The 24,153-nt window shown below is 67.2% G+C and carries 22 protein-coding genes; 10 read left to right on the top strand and 12 right to left on the bottom strand.

Going from position 1 to position 24,153, the window contains the following annotated elements; genetic code table 11:
• Positions 1–16: 16 nt before the first annotated feature.
• Entirely contained in the window at positions 17–1,087 is a 1,071-nt protein-coding gene (locus ACZ5EF_RS17175; protein ID WP_346061399.1) for a patatin-like phospholipase family protein, read from the top strand.
• Positions 1,084–2,529, top strand: coding sequence for a GntP family permease (locus ACZ5EF_RS17170; protein WP_346061400.1), 1,446 nt, complete (start codon positions 1,084–1,086; stop codon positions 2,527–2,529). Before ACZ5EF_RS17175 ends, ACZ5EF_RS17170 begins: the two co-directional genes overlap by 4 nt.
• 297 nt (positions 2,530–2,826) lie before the next feature.
• Here the strand turns inward: ACZ5EF_RS17170 and ACZ5EF_RS17165 are convergent, their stop codons facing one another.
• The 4 genes from ACZ5EF_RS17165 to ACZ5EF_RS17150 form a co-directional block, all read right to left on the bottom strand.
• Complete coding sequence (locus ACZ5EF_RS17165; RefSeq protein ID WP_346061401.1) at positions 2,827–3,246, bottom strand: NUDIX hydrolase; 420 nt, start codon at positions 3,244–3,246, stop codon at positions 2,827–2,829.
• 16 nt (positions 3,247–3,262) lie between these two features.
• Positions 3,263–3,565 (bottom strand): hypothetical protein, encoded by a 303-nt coding sequence (locus ACZ5EF_RS17160; RefSeq protein WP_346061402.1) that lies wholly within the window; start codon positions 3,563–3,565, stop codon positions 3,263–3,265.
• Positions 3,566–3,965: 400 nt separating this feature from the next.
• On the bottom strand, positions 3,966–5,213 hold the full coding sequence (locus ACZ5EF_RS17155; protein ID WP_346061403.1) for a ribonucleotide-diphosphate reductase subunit beta: 1,248 nt from the start codon (positions 5,211–5,213) through the stop codon (positions 3,966–3,968).
• Positions 5,214–5,370: 157 nt separating this feature from the next.
• Complete coding sequence (locus ACZ5EF_RS17150) at positions 5,371–8,268, bottom strand: ribonucleoside-diphosphate reductase subunit alpha (protein ID WP_346061404.1); 2,898 nt, start codon at positions 8,266–8,268, stop codon at positions 5,371–5,373.
• Positions 8,269–8,707: 439 nt separating this feature from the next.
• Between ACZ5EF_RS17150 and ACZ5EF_RS17145 the strand changes: the two genes are divergently transcribed.
• A complete protein-coding gene (locus ACZ5EF_RS17145) occupies positions 8,708–9,427 on the top strand; it encodes a response regulator (protein WP_195862008.1) in 720 nt (239 codons plus the stop codon).
• Positions 9,427–11,049 carry an ATP-binding protein gene (locus ACZ5EF_RS17140; protein ID WP_346061405.1) on the top strand — a complete coding sequence of 541 codons (1,623 nt, stop codon included), beginning with the start codon at positions 9,427–9,429 and terminating at the stop codon, positions 11,047–11,049. Before ACZ5EF_RS17145 ends, ACZ5EF_RS17140 begins: the two co-directional genes overlap by 1 nt.
• A gap of 506 nt (positions 11,050–11,555) precedes the next feature.
• Here the strand turns inward: ACZ5EF_RS17140 and ACZ5EF_RS17135 are convergent.
• A complete protein-coding gene (locus ACZ5EF_RS17135) occupies positions 11,556–12,470 on the bottom strand; it encodes a LysR family transcriptional regulator (protein ID WP_346061406.1) in 915 nt (304 codons plus the stop codon).
• Between the two features lie 133 nt (positions 12,471–12,603).
• On the opposite strand from ACZ5EF_RS17135, the gene metE reads away from it, so the two are divergent.
• From metE to ACZ5EF_RS17120, 3 genes are all read left to right on the top strand, one after another.
• Positions 12,604–14,901 carry a 5-methyltetrahydropteroyltriglutamate--homocysteine S-methyltransferase gene (gene metE, locus ACZ5EF_RS17130; protein WP_346061407.1) on the top strand — a complete coding sequence of 766 codons (2,298 nt, stop codon included), beginning with the start codon at positions 12,604–12,606 and terminating at the stop codon, positions 14,899–14,901.
• A 135-nt stretch (positions 14,902–15,036) separates the two neighbouring features.
• Positions 15,037–15,804, top strand: coding sequence for an MliC family protein (locus tag ACZ5EF_RS17125; protein ID WP_346061408.1), 768 nt, complete (start codon positions 15,037–15,039; stop codon positions 15,802–15,804).
• Between the two features lie 161 nt (positions 15,805–15,965).
• Positions 15,966–16,562 carry an FMN-dependent NADH-azoreductase gene (locus ACZ5EF_RS17120; RefSeq protein WP_346061409.1) on the top strand — a complete coding sequence of 199 codons (597 nt, stop codon included), beginning with the start codon at positions 15,966–15,968 and terminating at the stop codon, positions 16,560–16,562.
• 90 nt (positions 16,563–16,652) lie between these two features.
• Here ACZ5EF_RS17120 and ACZ5EF_RS17115 read toward each other — a convergent pair whose 3' ends face one another.
• Together ACZ5EF_RS17115 and ACZ5EF_RS17110 are read right to left on the bottom strand one after the other, a co-directional pair.
• On the bottom strand, positions 16,653–17,729 hold the full coding sequence (locus ACZ5EF_RS17115) for a metal-dependent hydrolase (protein WP_346061410.1): 1,077 nt from the start codon (positions 17,727–17,729) through the stop codon (positions 16,653–16,655).
• A 9-nt stretch (positions 17,730–17,738) separates the two neighbouring features.
• On the bottom strand, positions 17,739–18,275 hold the full coding sequence (locus tag ACZ5EF_RS17110) for a DNA-3-methyladenine glycosylase I (protein WP_346061411.1): 537 nt from the start codon (positions 18,273–18,275) through the stop codon (positions 17,739–17,741).
• 58 nt (positions 18,276–18,333) lie between these two features.
• Between ACZ5EF_RS17110 and ACZ5EF_RS17105 the strand changes: the two genes are divergently transcribed.
• Positions 18,334–18,789, top strand: a complete 456-nt coding sequence (locus tag ACZ5EF_RS17105; RefSeq protein WP_346061412.1) for a DUF411 domain-containing protein — start codon at positions 18,334–18,336, stop codon at positions 18,787–18,789.
• A 13-nt stretch (positions 18,790–18,802) separates the two neighbouring features.
• Positions 18,803–19,243 carry a VOC family protein gene (locus ACZ5EF_RS17100; protein ID WP_346061413.1) on the top strand — a complete coding sequence of 147 codons (441 nt, stop codon included), beginning with the start codon at positions 18,803–18,805 and terminating at the stop codon, positions 19,241–19,243.
• 63 nt (positions 19,244–19,306) lie between these two features.
• Here the strand turns inward: ACZ5EF_RS17100 and ACZ5EF_RS17095 are convergent, their stop codons facing one another.
• The gene (locus ACZ5EF_RS17095) at positions 19,307–19,711 is read right to left on the bottom strand and encodes a DoxX family protein (protein ID WP_346061414.1); all 405 of its coding nucleotides are present in this window, start codon (positions 19,709–19,711) and stop codon (positions 19,307–19,309) included.
• Between the two features lie 209 nt (positions 19,712–19,920).
• Between ACZ5EF_RS17095 and ACZ5EF_RS17090 the strand changes: the two genes are divergently transcribed.
• On the top strand, positions 19,921–20,370 hold the full coding sequence (locus ACZ5EF_RS17090) for an META domain-containing protein (protein ID WP_346061415.1): 450 nt from the start codon (positions 19,921–19,923) through the stop codon (positions 20,368–20,370).
• Between the two features lie 74 nt (positions 20,371–20,444).
• On the opposite strand, the gene ACZ5EF_RS17085 is transcribed toward ACZ5EF_RS17090, so the two are convergent.
• From ACZ5EF_RS17085 to ACZ5EF_RS17070, 4 genes are all read right to left on the bottom strand, one after another.
• Positions 20,445–21,182 (bottom strand): phosphatase PAP2 family protein, encoded by a 738-nt coding sequence (locus ACZ5EF_RS17085; RefSeq protein ID WP_346061416.1) that lies wholly within the window; start codon positions 21,180–21,182, stop codon positions 20,445–20,447.
• A gap of 190 nt (positions 21,183–21,372) precedes the next feature.
• Complete coding sequence (locus ACZ5EF_RS17080; RefSeq protein WP_346061417.1) at positions 21,373–22,155, bottom strand: 3-hydroxybutyrate dehydrogenase; 783 nt, start codon at positions 22,153–22,155, stop codon at positions 21,373–21,375.
• Between the two features lie 12 nt (positions 22,156–22,167).
• Positions 22,168–23,538 carry a TRAP transporter large permease gene (locus ACZ5EF_RS17075; RefSeq protein WP_346061418.1) on the bottom strand — a complete coding sequence of 457 codons (1,371 nt, stop codon included), beginning with the start codon at positions 23,536–23,538 and terminating at the stop codon, positions 22,168–22,170.
• A 15-nt stretch (positions 23,539–23,553) separates the two neighbouring features.
• Positions 23,554–24,147, bottom strand: a complete 594-nt coding sequence (locus ACZ5EF_RS17070) for a TRAP transporter small permease subunit (RefSeq protein WP_346061419.1) — start codon at positions 24,145–24,147, stop codon at positions 23,554–23,556.
• Positions 24,148–24,153: the final 6 nt, after the last annotated feature.

Here is a 24,153-nt window from a genome sequence, read left to right as displayed (position 1 = left end):
ATGGTGAGGAGAGGGCATGGCCAAGCGAGCGGTCAAGCGGATCGACCTGGCGCTTCAGGGCGGCGGCTCCCACGGGGCCCTCACCTGGGGCGTGCTGGACCGGCTGCTGGAGGACGAGCGCCTCGAGATCGATGGCATCAGCGGCACCAGCGCCGGCGCCATGAATGCGGTGGTACTGGCGGATGGCCTGCAGCGGGGCGGACGCGAGGGAGCCCGGGAGGCCCTGGCCGGCTTCTGGCAGGCGGTCAGCGCGGCGGCGCGCTTCTCGCCCATCCAGCGCAGTCTCTGGGATCGACTGATCGGCAACGACAGCCTCGACCATTCGCCCAGCTACCTCTTCTTCGAGAACCTCACCCAACTGATCGCCCCGGCCTACCTCAACCCCCTGGATATCAATCCGTTGCGGGACCTGGTGGCGGAGCGCATCGACTTCGCCCGGGTCAATGCCTGCACCAAGGTCAAGGTCTTCGTCACCGCCACCAATGTGCGCACCGGCCGCGCCACCATCTTCCGCCAGCCCGAGCTCGGCGTGGAGACCCTGATGGCCTCCGCCTGCCTGCCGTTTCTCTACCGGGCGGTGGAGATCGACGGCGAGGCCTACTGGGACGGCGGCTACAGCGGTAACCCGGCGCTCTATCCGCTGGTGGACGACCAGGGCTGCCGCGATCTGGTGGTGGTGCAGATCAATCCCCTGGTGCGCCGCCAACTGCCGGGCAGCGCCCGGGAGATCCTCAACCGCCTCAACGAGATCACCTTCAACTCCAGCCTGATCAAGGAGCTGCGCAGCATCCAGTTGTTGCACCGGCTGATCGAGGCGGAGGGACTCGAGCTGGAGAACTACCGGGCCATGCGCCTGCACCTGATTCATTGCGAGCAGGAGGTGGAGAGCCTCAGCGCCTCCAGCAAGATGAATGCCGAGTGGGACTTCCTGACCCGGCTCTTCGCCCAGGGGCGTGCCTGGGCGGATGCCTGGCTGGCGGAGCACTTCGATGACATCGGCCAGCGCTCCACCTTCGACCTGGATCGCCTCTTCTCCGACACCTTCCGCCCCCTGGATGGGGCGCCCGATGAGGGGGGGACCCCATGATCGGCATCGTCGCCATCGTCCTGGCCCTGGGGCTGCTGATGTACCTGGCCTATCGTGGCCTGAGCCTGCTGCTGCTGGCGCCCGCGCTGGCCATGCTGGTGGCCCTGGCGGCCCAGGCGCCGCTGCTGGCCAGCTATACCCAGGTCTTTATGGGGGCCGCCGGGGGCTTCGTGATCAGCTACTTCCCGCTCTTCCTGCTGGGGGCGGTGTTCGGCAAGCTGATGGAGGATTCCGGCAGCGCCGAGGTGCTGGCGGGGGCCATCGTCGCCCGCCTGGGAGAGGCCCGGGCCATCCTGGCGGTGGTGCTGGCCTGTGCGGTGATGACCTATGGCGGGGTCTCGCTGTTCGTGGTGGCCTTCGCCGTCTACCCCATCGCCGCGGCCCTGTTCCGCCGCGCCGACCTGCCCAAGCGATTGATGCCCGCCACCATCGCCCTCGGCGCCTTCACCTTCACCATGACCGCCCTGCCGGGGACCCCGGCGATCCAGAACGCCATCCCCATGCCCTATTTCGGCACCTCGCCCTTCGCCGCCCCGGGGCTCGGGATCATCACCGGCCTGGTGATGCTGGGGCTGGGCCAGGCCTGGCTGAGTCATCGGGCACGCCGGGCGCGGCTGGCGGGGGAGGGCTATGGGGCCCATGAGGAGGCGCGACCCACCACGGCGGGGCTGCGTGAGCGCGCCGCCGGGGAGGGCTTCGACCTGGCCGAGGTGGCGCCCACGCCGGACATGGCCAGCCCGCCGAGCCTGGCGCTGGCGGTGACGCCCATCGTGCTGGTGATCGCCCTCAACCTGGTGTTTACCGCCTGGGTGATTCCCGCCATGGAGACCGGCTACCTGGCCGAGTCCCGCTATGGAGCCACCGGCATCGAGGCGCTGCGCGGGCTCTGGTCGGTGATCGCCGCCCTGGTGATCGCCATCGGGGTATTGATCCTGACCAACCGCCGGCGCCTGCCGGGGCTGACCGGGAGCCTGGATAGCGGCGCCAATGCCTCGCTGCTGCCGATCTTCAATACCGCCAGCCTGGTGGGCTTCGGCGCGGTGATCGCCTCCCTGGCGGCCTTCGAGACCCTGAGTGGCTGGGTCACCTCCCTGGGCGGCGACAATCCGCTGATCTCCCTGGCCATCGCCGTCAACCTGCTGGCCGGCATGACCGGTTCCGCCTCCGGGGGCATGAGCATCGCCCTGGCGACCCTGGGGGAGACCTACCTGGCCATGGGCCAGGCCGCCGGTATCGCCCCGGAGTTGCTGCACCGGGTCACCGCCGTGGCCACCGGGGGCCTGGATGCGCTGCCCCACAACGGCGCCGTGATCACCCTGCTCTCCATCTGCGGCTTGAGCCACCGGGAGTCCTACCTGGATATCGCCGTGGTGGCGGTACTGGTGCCGCTGCTGTCGCTGGGGCTGCTGATCGTGCTGGGGAGCCTGTTCGGCGCCTTCTAGCACTAAACCCCGAGACGCCGACGCCCCGGTCGCGGGACCGGGGCGTCGAGGAAAATGGAAGCCGAGGAGGGGATCAGCGGCGCGGCGGCGCCTTGTAGTGACCGGGCACCCTGACCCGCTCGCCATTGGGCAGCTGGCGTACATGGGTGGGGACATAGACGCGCTTGATAATGCTCTTGGGCTCGCTCATCGCACTCTCCTCCTTGTTATGCCACTACCCTAGCAGCCTGGGCGGCATCCTGTCCTTGACGGGGGTCAAGGCCTGGATAGCGGGACCCGATAAGCGTGGTGGTTCGATCAGACCGCTGCGTCGACCTCCAGGCGCTCCATCAGGGGCAGGACCTGGTCTCGCGTCAGCGGCGCCAGGGCAAGACGCTGGGCCTGTGCCGGGGTGACCCAGCACAGGGTGTCGATCTCCGCACCGGGTTGCGGCGCTGCGTCCAGTTCCACCTGGAACAGATGGGCATGCAGGCGGTGCCCCGGCTCGTTGGCGGCGGGGGCGAGATACTCGCCCAGGTAGCGCAGCCGTCGCGGCAGGCATCCCAATTCCTCGCCCAGCTCCCGGCGCAGGGCGGCCTCCGGTGTCTCTCCGGGTTCGATCTTGCCGCCGGCCTGCATAAAGGCCCGGGTGTCGCGCTTGCGCACCAGTAGCAGCCGCCCCCGCCCGTCATGGATCACGGCGGCGGCGACATAGAGGGTAGGTGGGGCGCTCGACATCGATAGAGGCTCGTCTTCAATGGTAGTGGTTCGATTGGCGGGTGAAGCGTACCGGCGGACTATGTTGCTGTCCCGTGGCGGCCCGCTCCGGGGCCGGCCTGACCCGCCAGCCTCGCGAGTTCGCCCAGGCCTTGAGCTTCCGATAATCGATCAGGGGGTGGTCATTGGCGTAAGGATGGGGAGAAGGGGAAGGAAAGGCGAAGGCGATATGGGGATAGCGGGCCAGGGCGTCTGGACCGCCATGGGCGGCCAGGGCCCGGTCCAGAGCGGCCTGCCAGGCCCAGGAGTCATCGGGAACTAGGGTCGGAGCAACTTGCATGGTATTGCCCTCCAGGGTGGGGGAGATTCCTCTCCCCCTTGGGTCGCAAGGGTGGTCAGCACGTCTTCGAAAGCGGCTTGGGCGTCGAACGGCGGTGTGGTTTCACCGGCACCGTTTTGGGCCCAGGTTTCGGAGAAGTACGAGTCGGACGGCAAGTGGTCTTTGACTTGGCCATCGTCGTCACCTCCATTTCTCTGGAGTGGCGCGACCAACTTGACCCTGGCTAGACTAGAAAGGACAATGCCTTCGCTTTGGTAGCTAGCCTACCCAGGCCGGCCCGAGGGGTGGTCACACACCCTGCCGGTCAAGACGCTCGAAGTTGCCGCTTCGGGCGTCTTTTCGTTTGGGCCCCGCCATATGGCGAGGCCCATTGCTTTCCTGTCGATCAATCCCAGCGCCCTTAATCCCAACTCAGGGCGCCGCCCACCTGGTACTCGGTGACGCGGGTCTCGAAGAAGTTCTTCTCCTTGCGCAGATCGATGATCTCGCTCATCCACGGGAAGGGGTTCTGGGCGCCGGGGAACTGCTCCTTGAGGCCGATCTGGGCCAGGCGGCGGTTGCAGATGAAGTGCAGGTACTCTTCCATGATCGCCGCGTTCATGCCCAGCACGCCGCGGGGCATGGAGTCGCGGGCGTAGGCGATCTCGAGCTCGGTGCCCTCGAGGATCATCTGGGTGACCTCGTCCTGGAACTCGGCGGTCCACAGGTGCGGGTTCTCGATCTTGATCTGGTTGATCATGTCCACGCCGAAGTTCAGGTGCATGGACTCGTCGCGCAGGATGTACTGGAACTGCTCGGCCACGCCGGTCATCTTGTTGCGGCGACCCATGGAGAGGATCTGGCTGAAGCCGCAGTAGAAGAAGATGCCTTCGGTGACGCAGTAGAAGGCGATCAGGTTGCGCAGCAGTTCTTGGTCGGTCTCCGGGGTGCCGGTGTGGAAGTCCGGGCGCGACAGCGACTGGGTGTGCTTGAGGCTCCAGGCGGACTTGGCGGCCACCGAGGGCACTTCCCGGTACATGTTGAAGACCTCGCCCTCGTCCATGGCCAGGGACTCCACGCAGTACTGGTAGGCGTGGGTGTGGATGGCTTCCTCGAAGGCCTGGCGCAGCAGGTACTGGCGGCACTCGGGGTTGGTGATCAGGCGATAGACCGCCAGCACCAGGTTGTTGGCCACCAGGGAGTCGGCGGTGGAGAAGTAGCCGAGGCTGCGCATCACGATCAGCCGTTCGTCCTCGGTCAGGCCATCCTGGCTCTTCCACAGGGCGATATCGGCGTTCATGTTCACTTCCTGGGGCATCCAGTGGTTGGCGCTGCCGTCCAGGTACTTCTGCCAGGCCCACTCGTACTTGAAGGGCACCAGCTGGTTGAGGTCGGCGCGGGCATTGATCATGCGCTTCTGGTCGACCTCGATGCGCGCCGCGCCCATCTCCAGTTCTTCCAGGCCGGCGGCCACGTCCAGGGCCTCCAGGGACTGACGGGCCCGCTCCAGGCGATCGCCCTCGGCGACCTGGTAGTCGCCGCGGCTCTCGGCCACGCTGTCGGGCTTGGCGGGCGCCGGCTCGGCCGCCTTGGCGGCAGGCGCCGGGGCGGCCTTGGGTTGCTCGGCGACGGGGGTCTCGTCTTCGTGGAACTCGTCCCAGTTCAGCATCTCTGTCTCTCTCCCGGTCGGTGATCCGGATCGTGTGCAGGAGCCTGGCCTCGGGGGAGGGGCCGTCGGCCCCATCGCGCGCTAAAGTGGGCTCCTGCTGAAGGGTCTCGGAAGCCGAAGGAGCGTTCTTTCGGCTTCCCGCTTCTGACTTACGGCGTTATTGGCAGGCCTCGCAGCCCAGTTCGTCGATATCGCCCGCCGAGGGCGCCCGGGAGCCGCTGCCGCTCTGGCCCTGCAGGAAGTCCTCGATACCGCGGGGCTCGCTCTGCGCGGAGGGCTCCTGAGCCGAGGGCGCCGGGCCACTACCATTACTGACCGCATTGAGCTTGCCGCGATCCACGGTGGACTTCTCCACCGAGGTGGCGCCCAGGGCACGCAGGTAGTAGGTGGTCTTGAGGCCGCGGAACCAGGCCATGCGGTAGGTCACGTCGAGTTTCTTGCCGGAGACCCCCTGGATATAGAGGTTCAGCGACTGGGCCTGGTCGATCCACTTCTGGCGCCGGGCGGCGGCCTCCACCAGCCACTTGGGCTCCACCTCGAAGGCGGTGGCGTACTTGGCCTTGAGGTCGTCCGGGATGCGGTCGATGGGCTGCACGCTGCCGTCGTAGTACTTGAGGTCGTTGATCATCACCTCGTCCCACAGGCCGCGTTCCTTGAGGTCGTGGACCAGGTAGGCGTTGACCACGGTGAACTCGCCGGAGAGGTTCGACTTGACGAAGAGGTTCTGATAGGTCGGCTCGATGGACTGCGAGACGCCACAGATATTGGAGATGGTCGCGGTCGGGGCGATGGCCATCACATTGGAGTTGCGCATGCCCTGGGCGGCGATCTTGTCGCGGATGCGGTCCCAGTCCTGGGTGGCGCCGGTGTCGATCTCGATGTACTTCTCGCCGCGCTCCAGGCGCAGCTTCTCGATGGAGTCGATGGGCAGTATGCCCTGGCTCCACAGCGAGCCCTCGAAGCTCTCGTAGCCACCGCGCTCGGCGGCCAGGTCGCTGGAGGCCTCGATGGCGTGGTAGCTGACCAGCTCCATGGAACGGTCGGCGAAGGCCACCGCCTCCTGGGACGCGTAGGCGATGCCCTGGGCATAGAGGGCGTCCTGGAAGCCCATGATGCCCAGGCCCACCGGGCGGTGCCGGAAGTTGGAGCGCTTGGCCTGGGGCACCGCGTAGTAGTTGATGTCGATAACGTTATCGAGCATGCGCACGGCGGTGCGCACGGTCTTCTTCAGCTTGTCGTTATCGAGCTCGCCGTCGACCACGTGCTGGGCCAGGTTGACGGAGCCCAGGTTGCACACCGCGATCTCGTCGACGCTGGTGTTGAGGGTGATCTCGGTGCACAGGTTGGAGGAGTGCACCACGCCGGCGTGCTGCTGCGGGCTGCGCAGGTTGCACGGGTCCTTGAAGGTGATCCAGGGGTGGCCGGTCTCGAACAGCATGGAGAGCATCTTGCGCCACAGGTCCTTGGCACGCACGCGCTTGAACAGCTTGAGCTGGCCGCTGCGGGTCATCTCCTCGTACTCGGCGTAGCGCTTCTCGAAGGCGGCGCCGTAGAGGTCGTGGAGGTCCGGGCAGGTGGCCGGCGAGAACAGCGTCCACTCCTTGTCGTCGAAGACCCGCTTCATGAACAGGTCCGGCACCCAGTTGGCGGTGTTCATGTCGTGGGTCCGGCGACGGTCGTCACCGGTGTTCTTGCGCAGCTCGAGGAATTCCTCGATATCCAGGTGCCAGGTCTCCAGGTAGGCGCAGACCGCGCCCTTGCGCTTGCCGCCCTGGTTGACCGCCACGGCGGTGTCGTTGACCACCTTGAGGAAGGGCACCACGCCCTGGGACTTGCCGTTGGTGCCCTTGATGTAGGAGCCCAGCGCGCGCACCGGGGTCCAGTCGTTGCCCAGGCCGCCGGCCCACTTGGAGAGCAGGGCGTTGTCGCGGATGGCGCTGTAGATGTGGTCCAGGTCGTCGGGCACGGTGGTCAGGTAGCAGCTGGAGAGCTGGCTGCGCTGGGTGCCGGAGTTGAACAGGGTCGGGGTGGAGGCCATGTAGTCGAAGCTGGAGAGCAGCTCGTAGAACTCGATGGCCCGCGCCTCGCGGTCGTCCTCGTTGAGCGCCAGGCCCATGGCCACGCGCATGAACATCACCTGGGGCAGCTCGTAGCGCACGTCATCCTTGTGGATGAAGTAGCGGTCATAGAGGGTCTGCAGGCCCAGGTAGGTGAAGGCGTTGTCGCGGCTGTGGTCCAGGGCATCGCCCAGGCGCTCCAGGTCGAACTCGGCGAGCTTCTCGTCGAGCTGCTCGAACTCGATGCCCTTGGCCACATAGGCCTTGAAGGCGGGCTTGTAGAGCTCGGCCATGTCACCGAAGGTGGCGTCCTCGGCGATGCCCAGGAAGGACAGCGCCTCGCGGCGCAGGCTGTCCTGCAGCAGGCGCGCGGTGACGTAGGTGTAGTTGGGCTCCTTCTCCACCAGGGTGCGGGCGGTCATCATCAGCGCCTGGGAGACGCCGTCGATGGTCACGCCGTCGTAGAGGTTCTTCAGGGAGTCCTCGACGATCTTGCCCGGCTCCACATTGGCCAGGTCTTCGCAGGCGTCATAGACCAGGGTCTCGACCCGGCCCAGGTCCAGCGGCTGGCGGTTGCCGTCGGGCAGGGTGACGTTGAGGCTCGGGTGGGGCTTCTCGATGTCCTGGCCCGCCTCGGCGCGGGCCCGGGCGTGCTCCTCGCGGTAGAGGACATAGGCGCGGGCGACCTTCTGTTCGCCGGCGCGCATCAGGGCCAGTTCCACCTGGTCCTGGATATCCTCGATATGCAGGGTGCCGCCATCGGGCAGGCGGCGCCGGAAGGCCTCGACGATGGCCTGGCTGGATTGGGTCACGAAGTCCCGAACCCGCGACGAGGTGCCGGCGTTGTCCCCCTCCACGGCGATAAAGGCCTTGGTCATGGCGACGGCGATCTTGCTGGCGTCGAAGGCGACCACGTCGCCATTACGCTTGATCACCCGCAGTTGCTGGGGGGCGGTCACGTTCACAGACGTCTTGCCGGGGGTAAGGGTGGTATCCATGGCGCCGTGTATCCCTGACGATGGTTGATGGATGGAGCGAAGTCGAAACGATGCCGTGGGTTGAGAAACCCGTGAAAACCGGCGTCGTCGGCGCCCCGAAGGGGCCGTTTGACAGTGGCGGCCGAAGTTGCTAGGGGCACACTATCTAGTGGTTAGTCGGTTGGTGAGCACAAGATAGTGTGCCCTGCGGCTTTCATCAAGTGGATAAGCTGTGCGTATCTTGTGTCTCTTCTGGGGGCGGCCGGTGGGCGATTCGGGAGAGGCGCTGGGACGCGGTTTCGCGATTGAATCAGATAACCCTTATTATCTCGCGTCTTCGACGTTTTCGTTACCGGCAATGGCGACGAAAATACGTTACATGAGATAACCTAGGGGTCGGAGTGCCCTCGGATGGCCAGATGCCATGAGGGGCGGCTCATATGAACGAGGAAACGCACTCATGGGAGTGGATGGCAGCGTGACAAGCAGCGACCTGGAACATGTGCTGATTGTCGAGGATGACGAGCGGCTCGCCGAGCTGACACGCGACTACCTGGAGGCCAACGGCTTCCGCGTCAGCGTCGAGGCGGATGGTGCCAAGGGGGTGGCGCGTATCCTCGAACTGCAGCCGGATCTGGTGATTCTTGACCTGATGTTGCCCGGCGAGGACGGCCTGTCGATCTGTCGCCGGGTACGCGGCGACTATCATGGCCCCATCCTGATGCTGACCGCCCGCACCGACGACATGGATCAGGTGCTGGGCCTGGAGATGGGCGCCGACGACTATGTGCCCAAGCCGGTACAGCCACGGGTGCTGCTGGCACGGATGCGCGCCCTGCTGCGCCGCGCCGAGAGCAGCGAGGCGAGCGGTGAGGCGCAGTTGAGCTTTCGCGACCTGGCCATCGATAGTGCCACCCGGGAGGCCTGGTTGAACGGCGAGCGCATCGACCTGACCAGTGCCGAGTTCGATCTGCTCTGGCTGTTGGCCAGCAACGCCGGGCGGGTCCTGACCCGGGAGGAGATCTTCTCGCAACTGCGTGGCATCAAGTACGACGGTCAGGATCGTTCCATCGACGTGCGGGTCTCTCGGATCCGTCCCAAGATCGGTGATGATCCCAACCAGCCCCATCGCATCAAGACGGTTCGCAGCAAGGGCTATCTCTTCGTCAAGGACGGTTGATGCCGATCCGCTTCCTGCCCCGGCCCCTGGCCGACAGCACCTTCCTGAGGGTCTATGTCCTGCTGGCCCTGGCCCTGCTGGTGATCGGCGGCCTGGCCCTGGGGGGCTTCGCGGTGATCGACCAGGTGCGCCGCGAGCACTACCGGGAAGAGTTGGCCAGCGCCCCCATGCTGGTATTGGCCCACCGCTATGCCGCCCTGCCCGCCGAGGTTCGTAGCGACTGGCTGGAACGACGCTCCCGGGAGCTGGATATCCGCCTCTCGGTGGTACCGGTGACCTCCCCGTCGCTCAACTACTTCGACCGCTCGCGCCTCGAGGAGGGCCAGACCCTGGTGGAATCCCGGGATGGCCAGGGCTGGCGGCTGTGGCGCCGGCTGCCCGGCGGATCGGGGTTGATGGTGGCGGAGCTGGATAGCCTCAACGAGCAACAGCTGCGTGGCCTGGCGGTGGAGCTGGGGCGCTGGCTGAACGAGGCCGCGCCCACCCGGCGGGAGGCTCGCCTGGCGCTGCTCGCCGAGACCGCCCTGCCGGTGAGCCTCAGTGCGACCCCGCCGGAAGGCTGGGCCCAGGCGCCCCCCGAGCGCCTCCAGGAGGCGGAGGTCACCATTCGCCTGCTGCCCCAGCGCTGGGCGATCTCCCTCTATCTGCCGTTGCCCGCCGAGGCCGGTGGCGAGCGGTGGCTGGAGGTGGGGCCCATGGAGGCCTTCGAGCCCATGCCGATGAGCCTGGCGTTGCTGCTGATCGGCGTGCTGCTACTGGGGCTGGCGGCCAGCATCTATCTGATCGTGCGCGGCCTGGAGTCGCGCATGGCGGGGCTCGAGCAGGCGGCCTCGAGAATCGCCGCGGGCCACCTGGATACCCGGGTCAAGGTGGAGAGCGGCGACTTCCTGGGGCGCCTGGGCATGGCCTTCAACGGCATGGCGGCCCGGGTGCAGTCACTGCTGCGCACCCAGCAGGAGATGATCCGCGCCGTCTCCCACGAGCTGCGTACCCCGGTGGCGCGGATTCGCTTCGCGGTGCAGATGGTCGAGGACATGACCGAGGATGGCGGTATCCGCCGCCAGTTGCAGGGCATCGATGCCGATATCGAGGAGCTCGACGCCCTGGTGGACGAGATCCTCACCTATGCCCGCTTGGGGGGGGACCCCGGCCAGGGCCAGGTACTCAGCCGCGAGAGCCTGGACTGCCGGGAGATGGCGCGGCGGGTGGTGGAGACCCTGGCGCCCCTGCATGGCGATCTCGACCTGGTGCTGGTGCCCGGCCCGCCGGTGGAGACGGAGGCCGATCCGCGCTATCTGCAGCGCGCCCTGCAGAACCTGGTGGCCAACGCCTGCCGCCACGCCACCGCACGGGTGGAGGTGCGCCTGACCCAGGAGCCCTGGGCGCTGCGCATCGATGTGGAGGATGACGGTCCCGGGGTGCCGGTGGAGGCGCGGGAGGGAATCTTCAAGCCCTTCGCGCGCCTCGACGACAGCCGTACCCGCCGCTCCGGCGGCTATGGCCTGGGGCTCTCCATCGTGCAGAAGGTGATGGCCTGGCACGGCGGTAGCGTGGCGGTGGATGACAGCCCGCATCTGGGCGGCGCCCGCTTTAGCCTGTTATTGCCTCTGGAACGCCGCTGAGTTGCCTCACCATGCGTCCCGTGGACGACAGCCGCTCTCCATTCCCCCGGCGGCGCCCGCTTTAGCCTGTTATTGCCCCTGGAACGCCGCTGAGTTGTCTCACCATGCGTCCCGTGGACGACAGCCGCTCTCCATCACCCCGGTGGCGTCCGCTTTAGCCTGTTATTGCCCCTGGAACGCCGCTGAGTTGTCTCACCATGCGTCCCGTGGACGATCGCCGCTCTCCATCACCCCGGCGGCGCCCGCTTTAGCCTGTTATTGCCCCTGGAGCGCCGCTGAGTTGTCTCACCATGCGTCCCGTGGACGATAGCCGCTCTCCATCACCCCGGCGGCGCCCGCTTTAGCCTGTTATTGCCCCTGGAACGCCGCTGAGTTGCCTCACCATGCGTCCCGTGGACGATAGCCGCTCTCCATCACCCCGGCGGCGCCCGCTTCTGCCCATAAATCAGGCGCCTCGTGGGAGCTCGGCTGTGCCGAGCGATGGCCAGGTCGGGCGCCCACGATGGTTACGCCGGCTTGATCCCCTCCAGCACCGCGAAGGAGGTCTCCCTGGCGGTGCGCAGGAAATCCTCCATCCAGGGCGCGTCGCGATTCTCCTCGCGGATCGCCGCGAACAGGGTGCTCCAGACGCCGTTTTCCCCCAGCGCTACGGCGCGCACATAATCCCGCTCCAGGTATTCGGTGAGCGCCCAGTTGGGCAAGGCACAGACGCCGCGGCCGCTGGCCACCAGTTGCATCATCATGATGGTCAGCTCGGCGGTACGCACCTCTTTGGGCTTGACCCCGGCGGGGTCGAGGAACTGGGTAAAGACATCCAGGCGCCCCTGCTCCACCGGGTAGAGGATCAGGGTCTCCTCGGCCAGGTCCTGGGGCAGGATATAGGGGCGCTCGGCGAAGGGGTGCTGCTTGGCCACGGCCAGGAGTCCCTGGTAGCGGAACAGCGGTTCGTAGAAGACCCCCGGCAGGGGCTGGGGGTCGGCGGTGATCACCAGGTCGAGCTGCTCCCGGGCCAGGGCCGGCAGCGGGTCGAAGTTGTGGCCGCTGGGAATGTCCACCTCCACCTCGGGCCAGTGATCGCGGAAATAGTCGATGGTGGGCATCAGCCACTGGAAGCAGCTATGGCACTCGATGGCCATATGCAGGCGGCCCTGTTCGTTACCGGCCAGCCGCGCCAGGTCGCGTTCGGCCATGCGCACCTGGGGTAGCACCTGCTCGGCCAGCGCCAGCAGGCGCTGGCCGGCGCGGGTGAACTCCACCGGGCGGGTCTTGCGCAGGAAGAGGGGGTTGCCCAGGCGCTCCTCCAGATCCTTGATCTGGTGAGAGAGGGCCGACTGGGTCAGATGCACGCGTTCGGCGGCTTCCACCAGGGAGCCGGCGTCGCGCAGGGCCACCAGGGTGCGGAGGTGTCGCAGTTCCAACATGATCATGAGCTTCTTTCACTTTAACGATTAGTTAATTTAGTTTGATTCACCTCCCATGGCCAGCCAGACTTTCCCCATCGCTTATGGCAAATCGTGCCATAAACACTGGTTTTAATATCATGGGGGAATAAACATGACGCTGGCACATACCCTGGGCTACCCACGGATCGGCGCCAACCGGGAGCTGAAGAAGGCCACCGAGGCCTACTGGAAGGGCGAGCTGGACCGCGAGGGCCTCGAGACCGTGGGGCGCGAATTGCGTGCCCGCCACTGGCAGGCCCAGCGGGACGCCGGCCTCGACCTGGTCACCGTGGGCGATTTCGCCTTCTACGACCAGGTACTCAATGTCTCGGCGCTGCTGGGGGCCATTCCGAGTCGCTTCGGCGCCGATAGCGAAGTGGCCGAGGGCGACGTCTCCCTGGATACCTATTTCCGCCTGGCCCGGGGGCGGGCCCCCAGCGGCACGCCCGCCGCCGCCTGCGAGATGACCAAGTACTTCGATACCAACTACCACTACCTGGTGCCGGAATTGCACGAGGGGCAGCGTTTCCGGCTGGCCAGTCAGCGCCTCTTCGACGAGGTGGCCGAGGCCCAGGCCGCCGGCCACCCGGTCAAGGTGGCCCTGGTCGGCCCGCTGACCTGGCTGTGGCTGGGCAAGACCAAGGGCGCCGACTTCGATCGCCTGAGCCTGCTGGACGAGGTGGTGACGGTCTATGGCCAGCTGCTGGCGTGCCTGGCGGCGCAGGGCGTGGAGTGGGTGCAGCTCGACGAGCCGGCGCTGGCGCAGGACCTGCCCCAGGCCTGGCGCCAGGCCTATGAGGCCGCCTACAACCGGCTGGGCAGCGTGCCCCCCAAGCTGCTGGTGGCCAGCTACTTCGGTGCCCTGGGCGACAACCTGCAACTGGCGGTGAGCCTGCCGGTGGATGGCCTGCATATCGATGCGGTGCGCGCCCCCGAGCAGCTGACCCCGGTGCTGGATAACCTGCCCGCCTACAAGGTGCTCTCGGTGGGGGCCATCGACGGCCGCAATATCTGGCGTGCCGACCTGGCGGCGCGGCAGGAGGGGCTCGCCGACGCTCGGAAGCGCCTGGGCGAGCGGTTGTGGATCGCTCCTTCCTGCTCGCTGCTGCATGTGCCGGTGGACCTCGAAGCCGAGACCGAGCTGGACGGCGAGCTCAGGGGCTGGTTGGCCTTCGCCCGCCAGAAGCTCGACGAGACCGTGACCCTGGCACGGCTGCTGGGCGGTCGCGCCACCCCGGACGACCGGGCCCGGGTCGAGGCCGCCAGTGCGGCCCTGGCGTCCCGCGCCGCCTCGCCGCGAATTCACAAGCCGGCGGTGGCCCAGCGCCTGGCGGCGGTCACCGCCGCGGATACCGAGCGCGCCAGCCCCTATGCCCGGCGCGCCGTCGAGCAGCATCGTCGCCTGGGGCTGCCGCTGCTGCCCACCACCACCATCGGCTCCTTCCCCCAGACCGCCGAGATTCGCGCCGCCCGTCGCGCCTTCAAGGCCGGCGAGCTGGACCGCGAGACCTACGAGGCGCGGATGCGTGAGGAGGTCGCCCAGGCGGTGGCTCGCCAGGAAGCCCTGGGCCTGGATATGCCAGTGCATGGCGAGCCCGAGCGTAACGACATGGTGGAGTACTTCGGCGAGCTGCTGGAGGGCTTCGCCTTCACCCGCCATGGCTGGGTGCAGAGCTATGGCTCGCGCTGCGTCAAGCCGCCGGTGATCTATGGCGATATCAGCCGCCCGGCGCCGATGACGGTGCGCTGGAGCGAATACGCCCAGTCGCTGACCGACAAGCCCATGAAGGGCATGCTCACCGGCCCGGTGACCATCCTGCAGTGGTCCTTCGTACGCGACGACCAGCCCCGGGAGACCACCTGCCGGCAGATCGCCCTGGCGCTGCGCGACGAGGTGGCGGACCTGGAGCGGGCGGGGATCGCGGCGATCCAGATCGACGAGCCGGCGTTGCGCGAGGGGCTGCCGCTGCGCCGGGGGGCCTGGGCCGGTTACCTGAGCTGGGCGGTGGAGTGCTTCAGGCTCAGCGCCGCCGTGGCCGGCGACGCCACCCAGATCCACACCCATATGTGCTACTCGGAGTTCAATGACATCATCGACTCCATCGCCGCCCTGGATGCGGACGTGATCACCATCGAGACCTCGCGCTCGGATATGCAACTGCTGGATGCCTTCCAGGACTTCGCCTATCCCAACGAGATCGGGCCCGGGGTCTACGATATCCACTCGCCGAACCTGCCCGAGGTGGCGTGGATGGTGCAGCTGATGGAGAAAGCCGCCGAGCGTATTCCGGTCGAGCGGCTGTGGATCAACCCGGACTGCGGCCTCAAGACCCGCACCTGGGCCGAGGTGGAGCCGGCCCTGGCCAATATGGTGGAGGCGGCGCAGCAGCTGCGTCGCAAATACGGCTAAGGCTATGCGTCTTCCCTCGCGCCGACGGTAACTCACTGCCGTCACAGCGTTGGTAGAGCATATCAGGCGCCGGGGCCAAGGGCCCCGGCGCCTGATATGCTGGTGGCGGAATCTCAGACGTTGCAAGGAGTTCGCATGACCCGCATCCCCCCTATCCTGCGTGGTCCCCTGTGGCTGGGAAGCCTCCTGGTCCTGGCCGGCTGTGCCGTGGCGCCCGCGGAGCGGCCCGTGGTGGAGGTCCGTCCCGGCATCGAGGCCGAACCGGCGGCGGTGGAAGACGCTACTCAGGTGCGGCCCACGGCGCCACTGTTGCCGTCGGCGCTCTTTCCCGGCGATGCCGAGGAGTTTATCGCCTGGCGCTGCACCCCGGCCCAGGACCTGGTCGCCGCCTTCGGCGAGGAGGAGCTGCGCCTCTGGTCGGCTCATGGCGCCTATCGCCTGACCCCGGCGGTGGTGGCCTCCGGGGCCCGCTACGAGCAGGCGGGGCTGAGCTTTTGGAATCGCGGCGATACCGCCCTGGTAGAGAGCGACAACGGTCGGCTGGAGTGCCGCAGCGATATCGCCCGGCGGGCCCTGACCCGGGAGCAGCGTCCCGGGGTAATGTTCCATGGCCGCGGCAACGAGCCGGGCTGGGCGGTGCGCCTGGCCCATGACGTGCCGGAGCTGGACCTGACCCTGGATTATGGGCAGCGCGAGCTGAGCCTGCCCTATCGGGTCACCGAGATAAACAACGACGCCGGCCGGGTGGTGCTGGCGAGCGGGCGTGCCGACACGCCCTTTACCCTGACCCTGGAGGCGCGGGCCTGCTTCGATGATATGAGCGGCGAGCCCTTCCCGGCTCGGGTCACCCTGGAGATGGCGGGGCAGCAGTATCGGGGCTGTGGTCAGGGCATCGCACCCTGAGACCATCGCTATCGGCTAGTGCTATCGCGGCAATCTTTTGCTTTTATCGAAAGATTGCCGCGTTTTTTTGCGCTTATCATCTCAAAAAATACATCTAGAATGGCGATCATTAGCTCGGCAACGACTCACGACCCGTTGCCCCTTTGACCAGGAGAATCGCCATGACCACCAAGATCCTCGTAATCACCAGCTCCATCCTCGGCGGCAATTCCCAGGCCCTGGCCGACCACCTGGTCGCCGAGGCGGCTCGCCGCGATGACCTCGCCATCACCCGCCGTGACCTGGTGGCCGACGACCTGCCCCACCTGGGCCTGGCCGAGCTGGGCAGCTGGCAGGTGGATGCCGCCGAGCGCAGCGCCGAGCAGCAGGCCCTGGCGGCCCGTTCCGATGCGCTGATCGAGGAACTGAAGGCCCATGACGTGGTGGTGCTGGCGGTGCCCCTGTACAACTTCGGGGTACCCACCCAGCTCAAGGCCTGGTTCGATCGGGTGATGCGCGCCGGGGTTACCTTCCGCTACACCGAGAACGGCCCCCAGGGCCTGGTGGAAGGCAAGCGCGCCGTGCTGTTGCTGGCCCGGGGCGGCCAGTATGCCGGCACCCCCATGGACACCCAGACCCCGCACCTCAAGGCGATGCTCGGCATGATCGGCCTCTCCGAGGTGAACAGCATCTTCGCCGAGGGCCTCAATATGGGCCATCAGCAGGAAGCCCTGGGCGAGGCGAAGTCAGCCATCGAGCAATTAGTCGCCAAGCTTTAAGGCAGGATCTAAGGCTGGGCTCCGTTGCCGCCCACGAATCGCGGCGCCCCCGAATACTCGGGGGCGCCGTTTTTTGTGGGGGGCTTGAGGCTAGCAGTGGCTCGGTGCCTCGACGATCCACTCGGCGGCCACGAAGTGGCTGGTGCACAGCGGTGGTTCGGGGCCCCATAGCCGTGAGGCGAGGCGCGCCAGGGCCTGGCGGCGGTCGCCATTGGCCTGGTAGGGGCTCGCCAGTTGCTCGCTCACCAGCACCGGTTGCCAGGTACCGCCCTCGCGGGTCGCCAGGGTAAAGGCGAAGGGATGGAAGCCGGGAAAGCCCAGGCGCAGGTCGGTGGCGATCAGGGTCTCCTGCCCCTGATGGTCACGGACCTCGTAGCGCAGGAAGGGGCCGGCGAACCAGGCCAGGCGTTCGCCGCGGGGGTGACTCAGGGCCAGCGGCTGCCACTCGGCGCCACGGCGATAGCGCTCCAGGCTCGGTGGCGCGGCGCCATCGAACAGCCCCACCAGGGCCTCGTAGTGATCATCGCCATCGATCACCGTGGCCCGCCATACCAGGGTATTGAAGGGCGTCGGTTGTACCAGCCGCGGCGCCGATGCCAGGCCCCGGGCCGCCAGTGCCGGGGCCAGGCGTTGCTCCACCGTGAGCTTGGCGCCGGCGGCGAAGAGCAGATAGCTGCAGGAGAGCGCCAGCCCCCAAACGCAGGCGCGGCGCACCCGGGGGCCGACCAGGGCGGCGAGGAGGCCCCCCAGCAGTGCCAGGGTATAGAGCGGGTCGATGATAAAGACGATGGGGTAGGCGCTGGGCCCGGCGTCCAGGGGCCACCACAGCTGGGTGCCATAGGTGGTCAGGGCATCCAACAGGGGATGGCTGACCAGGCAGAGCACGAAGAAGGTCCACCAGTGGCCCAGGGAGATGTTCCGGATCGGGGCGAAGCGCTGGAACAGCAGGGCCAGCAGGCTGGCGAGGCCCGTCAGCACGAACAGCGAATGGCTGACGCCGCGGTGTTCGGTGACATTGGCCACGGCGTCGCCATAGTCCAGCACCACGTCCAGGTCGGGCAGGGTGCCCAGCAGGGCCCCGAGCAACACCGCCTTGCGGCCCAGGCGCCGCCCCAGCACCGCGCCACCCACCGCCGCCCCCAGCGCCGCCTGAGTCAATGAGTCCATGCCTGACTCCTAGCCGCAGGCCCAGGCGGGGCCGGCGGCTAGGATCCGCGACTGCACCGGGCAGTCGTCCCGGTGAGCGCCGGACAGGTAGCCGGTACTCATCAGGAACTCGCCGACGATCTCCGGACCGGTAAAGCGGAAGGTGCGGCGAAAGAGCCGGACCCAGTCCGCATGACTCAGGGGGTGATGCGCCTCCAGCCAGGCGTGAAAGCCGCCGTGGGACTCACGCAGTGCGCGAATGACCCCGGCGTTATGGATCACGGCGTCGACCTTCAAGCGATTGCGAATAATCCCGGCATCGGCCAGCAGCCGGGCGCGTTCGTCCTCGCCATAGACGGCGACCCGGTCGACCTCGAAACCCTCGAAGGCGCTATGGAAAGCCGCGCGCTTGTTCAGCACGGTAAGCCAGGAGAGCCCCGCCTGATTGATCTCCAGCACCAGTCGCTCGAAGAGCGAGGCCTCGTCGGCGATGGGAAAGCCATACTCATGATCATGGTAGGGCGCATGCACGGGGTGGGAGGGGGCCGTGTCGCAGTAGTGGGGCATGGTGGCTCCTGTCCTGGCAGGGTATCCTGCCGTCGGTTCCTGAGAAGGGAGACGATCGATGCTAGCAAGAGACATTCTACGCCGCCTGGCGGCCCTGGGGCTGGGCCTGATGCTTTCCCCCCTGGCCGTTGCCGGCCCGCTGGTGGAAATCTGGAAGGATCCCGACTGTGGCTGCTGCACCGCCTGGTCGGAGCACCTGGAGGCCGAGGGTTTCGAGGTGCGTCTCCATGAGACCCGGGAGATGCGCCAGATCAAGAGCGAGCAGGGCGTGCCGCCGCAGCTCGCCTCCTGCCATACCGCGGTGGTGGAGGGCTATGTGATCGAGGGCCATGTGCCCGCCGCCGATATTCACCGCCTGCTGGAGGAGGATCCCGAGCTGGCCGGTCTGGCGGTCCCCGGCATGCCCCACGGCTCGCCGGGGATGGAGACCGGCCGGGTCGACGACTATGCGGTCTATGGCTGGCACGCCGACGACCGTGCCCCGGAGATCTTCCAGCGCTATATTCAGCAGTAAAGGAGCCCTCGTTATGCAATACCTACACACCATGGTCCGCGTCAGCGATCTGGAGGAATCCCTCTATTTCTACTGCGACCTGCTGGGGATGATCGAGATCAGCCGCAAGGAGAGCGAGAAGGGGCGCTTTACGCTGGTGTTCCTGGCCGCGCCGGAGGACGAACTGGCGGCTCGGGAGAACCGCGCGCCGATGCTCGAGCTGACCCACAACTGGGATCCGGAAACCTACCAGGGCGGGCGCAACTTCGGTCACCTGGCCTACCGGGTCAATGATATCTATGCCCTGTGCGAGAGGCTGCAGGTCGGGGGCGTGACGATCAATCGCCCACCCCGGGATGGCCATATGGCCTTCGTGAAGAGTCCCGACGGCATCTCCGTGGAGCTGCTCCAGGCCGGCGAGCCGCTGGCACCCAAGGCGCCCTGGAGCGAGATGGAGAACCACGGCACCTGGTAGGGGCCGCCGGTTCGGCGAGACGCCGCCCGGGGAAGCCCGGGCGGCGTTTTCATCGGCCGCGTATTAATCCGGGCGGACGGCCATTCGCCCACTGCCCAGGAAAATCAGTGCCACGGCGCCGAACAGGAAGAGGCCCTGCAGCTCCAGTTGCCAGCCGCCGCTCTGGTTGAGCATAAGGAGCTCGTGAGTATGCACCAGGGCGATGGCGACCAGCATATTGCCCGCCATCAGCAGGCCCGCCACCCGGGTCTGCCAGCCGACGATGGCCATCAGCGGAGCGAGTAGCTCGCCGATCAGCACGCCATAGGCCAGGAAGCTGGGCAGGCCATAACCGGCCAGTAGGTCGCCGATCCAGTTGAGGCTGCCCGGGTCGAGCAGCTTGCTGATGCCATGCAGCAGCATCAGGATGCCCACAGAGAGGCGCAGGATCAGTTTGCCCAGGGCATCGTTATGAAGGGCTCGCAGCATAAGAAGGCTCCTTGATTGGGGCGGGGCACTGCCCCGGATCCGTTTAGCATAGCCGCTCCATTGTTCCCTAGTCCGTTGGTAAAGAGAATCCCGATAAACCCCCACTCCCCGAAGCACCCTGGCCTCGGGGGCACTGGCCAAGGCGTGGTGGATAGGGCACCCTTAGGCCTTTCGGATCAGCAACTTTCGGATCGGCAAGAGGAAGGACGATGGTAAAGCTCCGGTGGATCGGTGCCCTGGCGATGAGTCTCCTGGTGGGCTGTGGCAGCACGCCGCCGGCCCCCGAGCGGGAGGCCGCGACGCCGACGGCGAGCAGTGACTCCCCGGTGATCGGCCCGCGCTGGCAACTGATCCTGCTGGGCAGCGACGAGCGCTGGCAGGGCGCCGAGCCGGCCTGGTTCGAGGCGGAGTCCGGGCGTGGCGGGCTGCGCCTGAGTGGCAGCGACGGCTGTCGTCGCCTCGACGGTAACCTGGCCCTGGACGATGGCAATCGCATCGCCATCGAGGGACTCAGCGCGGGTCGCGACTGTGCCGGTGCCCCCCAGGCGGCCCGGGTCGCCGAGATGATGCAGGCCGCCCACCGCTACCTGATCGATCACGATCGGCTGGTGTTCTTCGGCCGCGATAGCCGGGTGCTGGGGGGCTTCCAGCGCCGCTGATTCCTGCGCCCCGGCATAAGAAAGGCCAGGCTCCTTATCGGGGCCTGGCCTTTTTGGTGGGGCGTGGCGGTGTCCTAGCGGGCCGGCCGCAGTCGTCCCTGGAGGGCGATCAGGCCGCGGGTAATGGCCGCCGCGGTGCGCGGTGCCAGGGGCGTGCACAGGACCCAGGGCAGCAGGATCAGGGCGATGGCCAGGGCTCCGAAGTAGATATCGCTGAACCAGTGGGCGCCGCCGAGGATACGCGGGGCGCTGAACAGCACCACCATGGCGGCGCCCACCAGGCCGACCCGACGGCCGGCGAAGCGCCACATAAAGGCGGCGAAGATCATCAGCATCAGGCCGTGGTCGCCGGGGAAGCTGCTCGCGGAGACCGCCTTGGTGGCGTAGTCCACCAGCTCGGTGACCCGATTGGTATTGTCGTAGACCAGGGTGGGGCTGGCATGACCATAGGTGACGACATAGGCCTCGATGCGATTGATGATGCCGGCGGTGAGCAGCAGGGTCAGGCCGATGCCGCCCCAGCGCAGCCATCGGTGCTCCGCCCGGGGATCGCGACGCATGGCCCACAGGAAGACCGCGGCCAGTGCCAGCAGGCTGATGCCATCGAAGGCGCGGTTGTTGGAGAGCGCCACCAGGTGCACCCAGGCCATATTGCCCTCATGCAGCCAGGCATTGGTGGTGAAGAAGATGGCGTCGTCCATGGCCTCCCAGATCAGCAGGTTGGGCGACCACCAACCGAGGATCAGGGCGATACCCAGCAGGTTATAGAAGAGCAGCCGGGCCGGCGCGAAGTCGGGGTGTTTCGAGAGCATGGCGTCATTATCACCAGGTAAGCGTTGGCCCCATTCTAGGCGATCCCCTGATAAGGGAACAGTGTTTCCCCAACGGCCGCTCTCGCCATCGGGGCTCATCGGCCTACTGCATATACCAGCCGTGGCTGGCCACCCCCGCGAGACTGCCCGGTGAGCCTCGCCGCGACACGATAACGCAGGCCATTCAGCGCTACTGCATATACCAGCCGTGGCTGGCTACTACCGACTGACCGGTGAGGGCCGCCGAGGGGAAGGCGGCGAGATGCAGGGCCACCTCGGCGATATCCTCCAGGGTGGTGAATTCCTGATCCACGGTGTCCTTGAGCATGATGTCGCGAATCACCGCCTCCTCGGAGATGCCCAGCTCCCGGGCCTGCTCGGGAATCTGCTTGTCTACCAGGGGGGTGCGCACGAAGCCGGGGCAGATCAGGTTGCTGCGCACCCCATGGGCCGCCCCCTCCTTGGCAACGGTACGGCATAGGCCCAGCAGGCCGTGCTTGGCGGTCACATAGGGGGCCTTGAGGGGCGAGGCCAGCTTGCTGTGCACCGAGCCCATATAGAGCAGGCAGCCGCCGCCCTGGGCGTACATCCGGTGCAGGGCCGCCCGGGTGACCAGGAAGGCGCCGTCCAGGTGCACCGCCAGCACCCTGCGCCAGTCCGCCAGGCTGAGCTCATGCAGGGGCTGGATATGCTGGATGCCGGCATTGGCCAGGGCGATATCCAGGCGTCCCCACTGGGCCACCAGGCGGGCCACCCCCGCCTCCACGGCGGCCTCGTCGGTGACATCCATGGCCAGCGCCAGGGCCTCGCCGCCGGCCCGGCGGATGGCCTCGGCGGCGGCCTCGGCGGCCTCAGCGTCGAGGTCGGCGATGGCTACCCGGGCCCCCGCGGCGGCGTAGCGTTCGGCCACGGCACGGCCGATGCCGCCGGCGGCGCCGGTGATCAGGGCGGTCTTGTTATCGAGTCGCATCATGAAGTCTCCGAATCATTGGCCGCCATAGATTTCACTGGGCAGCCAGGTGGCCAGGGGCGCATACAAGAACACTAGCAGCAAGCCCAGCAACTGGATGGCCACGAAGGGGGCGACCCCCAGGTAGATATGCCGGGTGGTGATCTCCGGCGGGCAGACGCCCTTGATATAGAAGAGCGCGAAGCCCACCGGTGGGGTCAGGAAGGAGGTCTGCAGGCAGATGGCGAAGAGCATGGCGAACCATAGCGGGTCGACCCCCAGGCTCATCACCACCGGCGCCACCAGCGGCAGGATGATCAGGGTGATCTCCACCCAGTCGAGGAAGAAGCCGAGCAGGAAGACCACCAGCAGGATGCTCAGCACGATCCCCGTCTCGCCGAAGGGCAGGCCGGTCAGGGTCAGGCGTACCACGTCGTCGCCGCCCAGCCCCCGCAGCACTGCGGCGAAGACGGTGGCACCGATAAAGATGGCGAAGATAAAGGCGGTGGTGCGGCTGGTCTGATAGAGCGCCTCGCGCAGGGTATGCAGGGTCAGGCGGCGGTTGGCCAGAGCCAGCAGCATGGCGCCCAGGGCGCCCACCGCCGAGGCCTCGGTGGTGGTGGCGAAACCGGTGAAGATGGAGCCCAGCACGGCCAGGATCAGGGTCAGGGGTGGCAGCACCGCCTTGGCGACCCCCAGGAAGGCCCGGGCATCGAGGCGCTCGCGGTCCTCGGGGGCCGGGGCCAGGTCCTTCTTCAGGTAGGCGGCGATCAGGATATAGGCGATATACAGCAGCCCCAGCATCACCCCGGGTACCAGGGCCGCCATAAACAGGCGCCCCACCGAGGCCTCCGGGGTGCCCAGGCGATCGGCCATCAGTACCAGCATGATACTGGGCGGCACCAGGATGCCCAGGGTCCCCACCGAGCAGGCGGTGCCCACCGCCAGGCACTTGTCGTACTTGGCGCGCATCATGGGGCCCAGGGAGAGCATCCCCAGCAGCACCACCGAGGCGCCGACGATGCCGGTGGAGGCCGCCAGCAGCACGCCGACGATCACCACGGTGATGGCGTAGCCGCCGCGCAGCCCGCCCAGCACCCGCACCAGGGAGTGGACCAGGCGCTCGGCGATGCCGGAGCGATCGAGCATGATGCCCATGAAGATAAACAGCGGCAGGGCCACCATCAGCTCATTGGCGACGATGCCATAGATGCGTCGGTCCAGGGCGCCGATGGTGCCGCTCCAGCTGAACCACAGGTCGGCGTCGAAGAATTCCACCAGCCCATGACCGATCAGCGCGAACAGGAAGCCGATGCCGGCCAGCGACCAGGCGACCGGGAAGCCGGCCAGCAGCAGGCCCATAAAGCTGGCGAACATCGCCAGTACCAGGAATTGTTCCAGTCCCATGGAGAACCTCGTGACTCAGCGGGTGGGCGGCGAGCCGTCGCCCTCGAGGCGACGGGGGAAGCCGAACAGCAGGGTGGCGCAGCGCAGCGCCCGGGACGCCAGGGCGATGGCCACCAGGGTCAGGCCGATGGGTATCAGGGTCTTGATGATGAAGCGGTAGGGCAGGCCGCTGGGCGCCTGGGAATGCTCGCCGCGCTCGAAGGCGCGATAGCCGTAGGCATAGAGGGCGTCCAGCATCAGAGTGAGGATCGGCAGGGCCAGCAGCACGATGCCCAGCAGCTCGATCCAGGCCTGGGCGCGCGGCGAGAACTTCTCGCGCAGCACGTCGACCCGCACATGGTCGTCGCTGACCACCGCATAGGCCAGGGTCAGGATCATGGTGGCGCCGAACAGGTGCCAGGCGAGCTCCTCCACGGCGATGGAGCCGCGGCCGAGGATAAAGCGGTTGACCACGTTGGCCAGTACCACCGCCAGGGTGGCCAGCCATAGCCAGGAGACCGCCTGGCCGATCCACAGGATGGCGCCGTCCAGGCGATGGCTGAGGCGGTTGGTGGGCAGCACGGGGCCGCCCGCCGGCGCGTGGCCGGCGGAGGAATCGGGGACAGACATGGGGGA

It is taken from the genome of Bisbaumannia salifodinae, from assembly GCF_055388505.1.
Note: the sequence above shows the minus strand (reverse complement) of the source record. Positions and strands in the feature narration are given on the sequence as shown.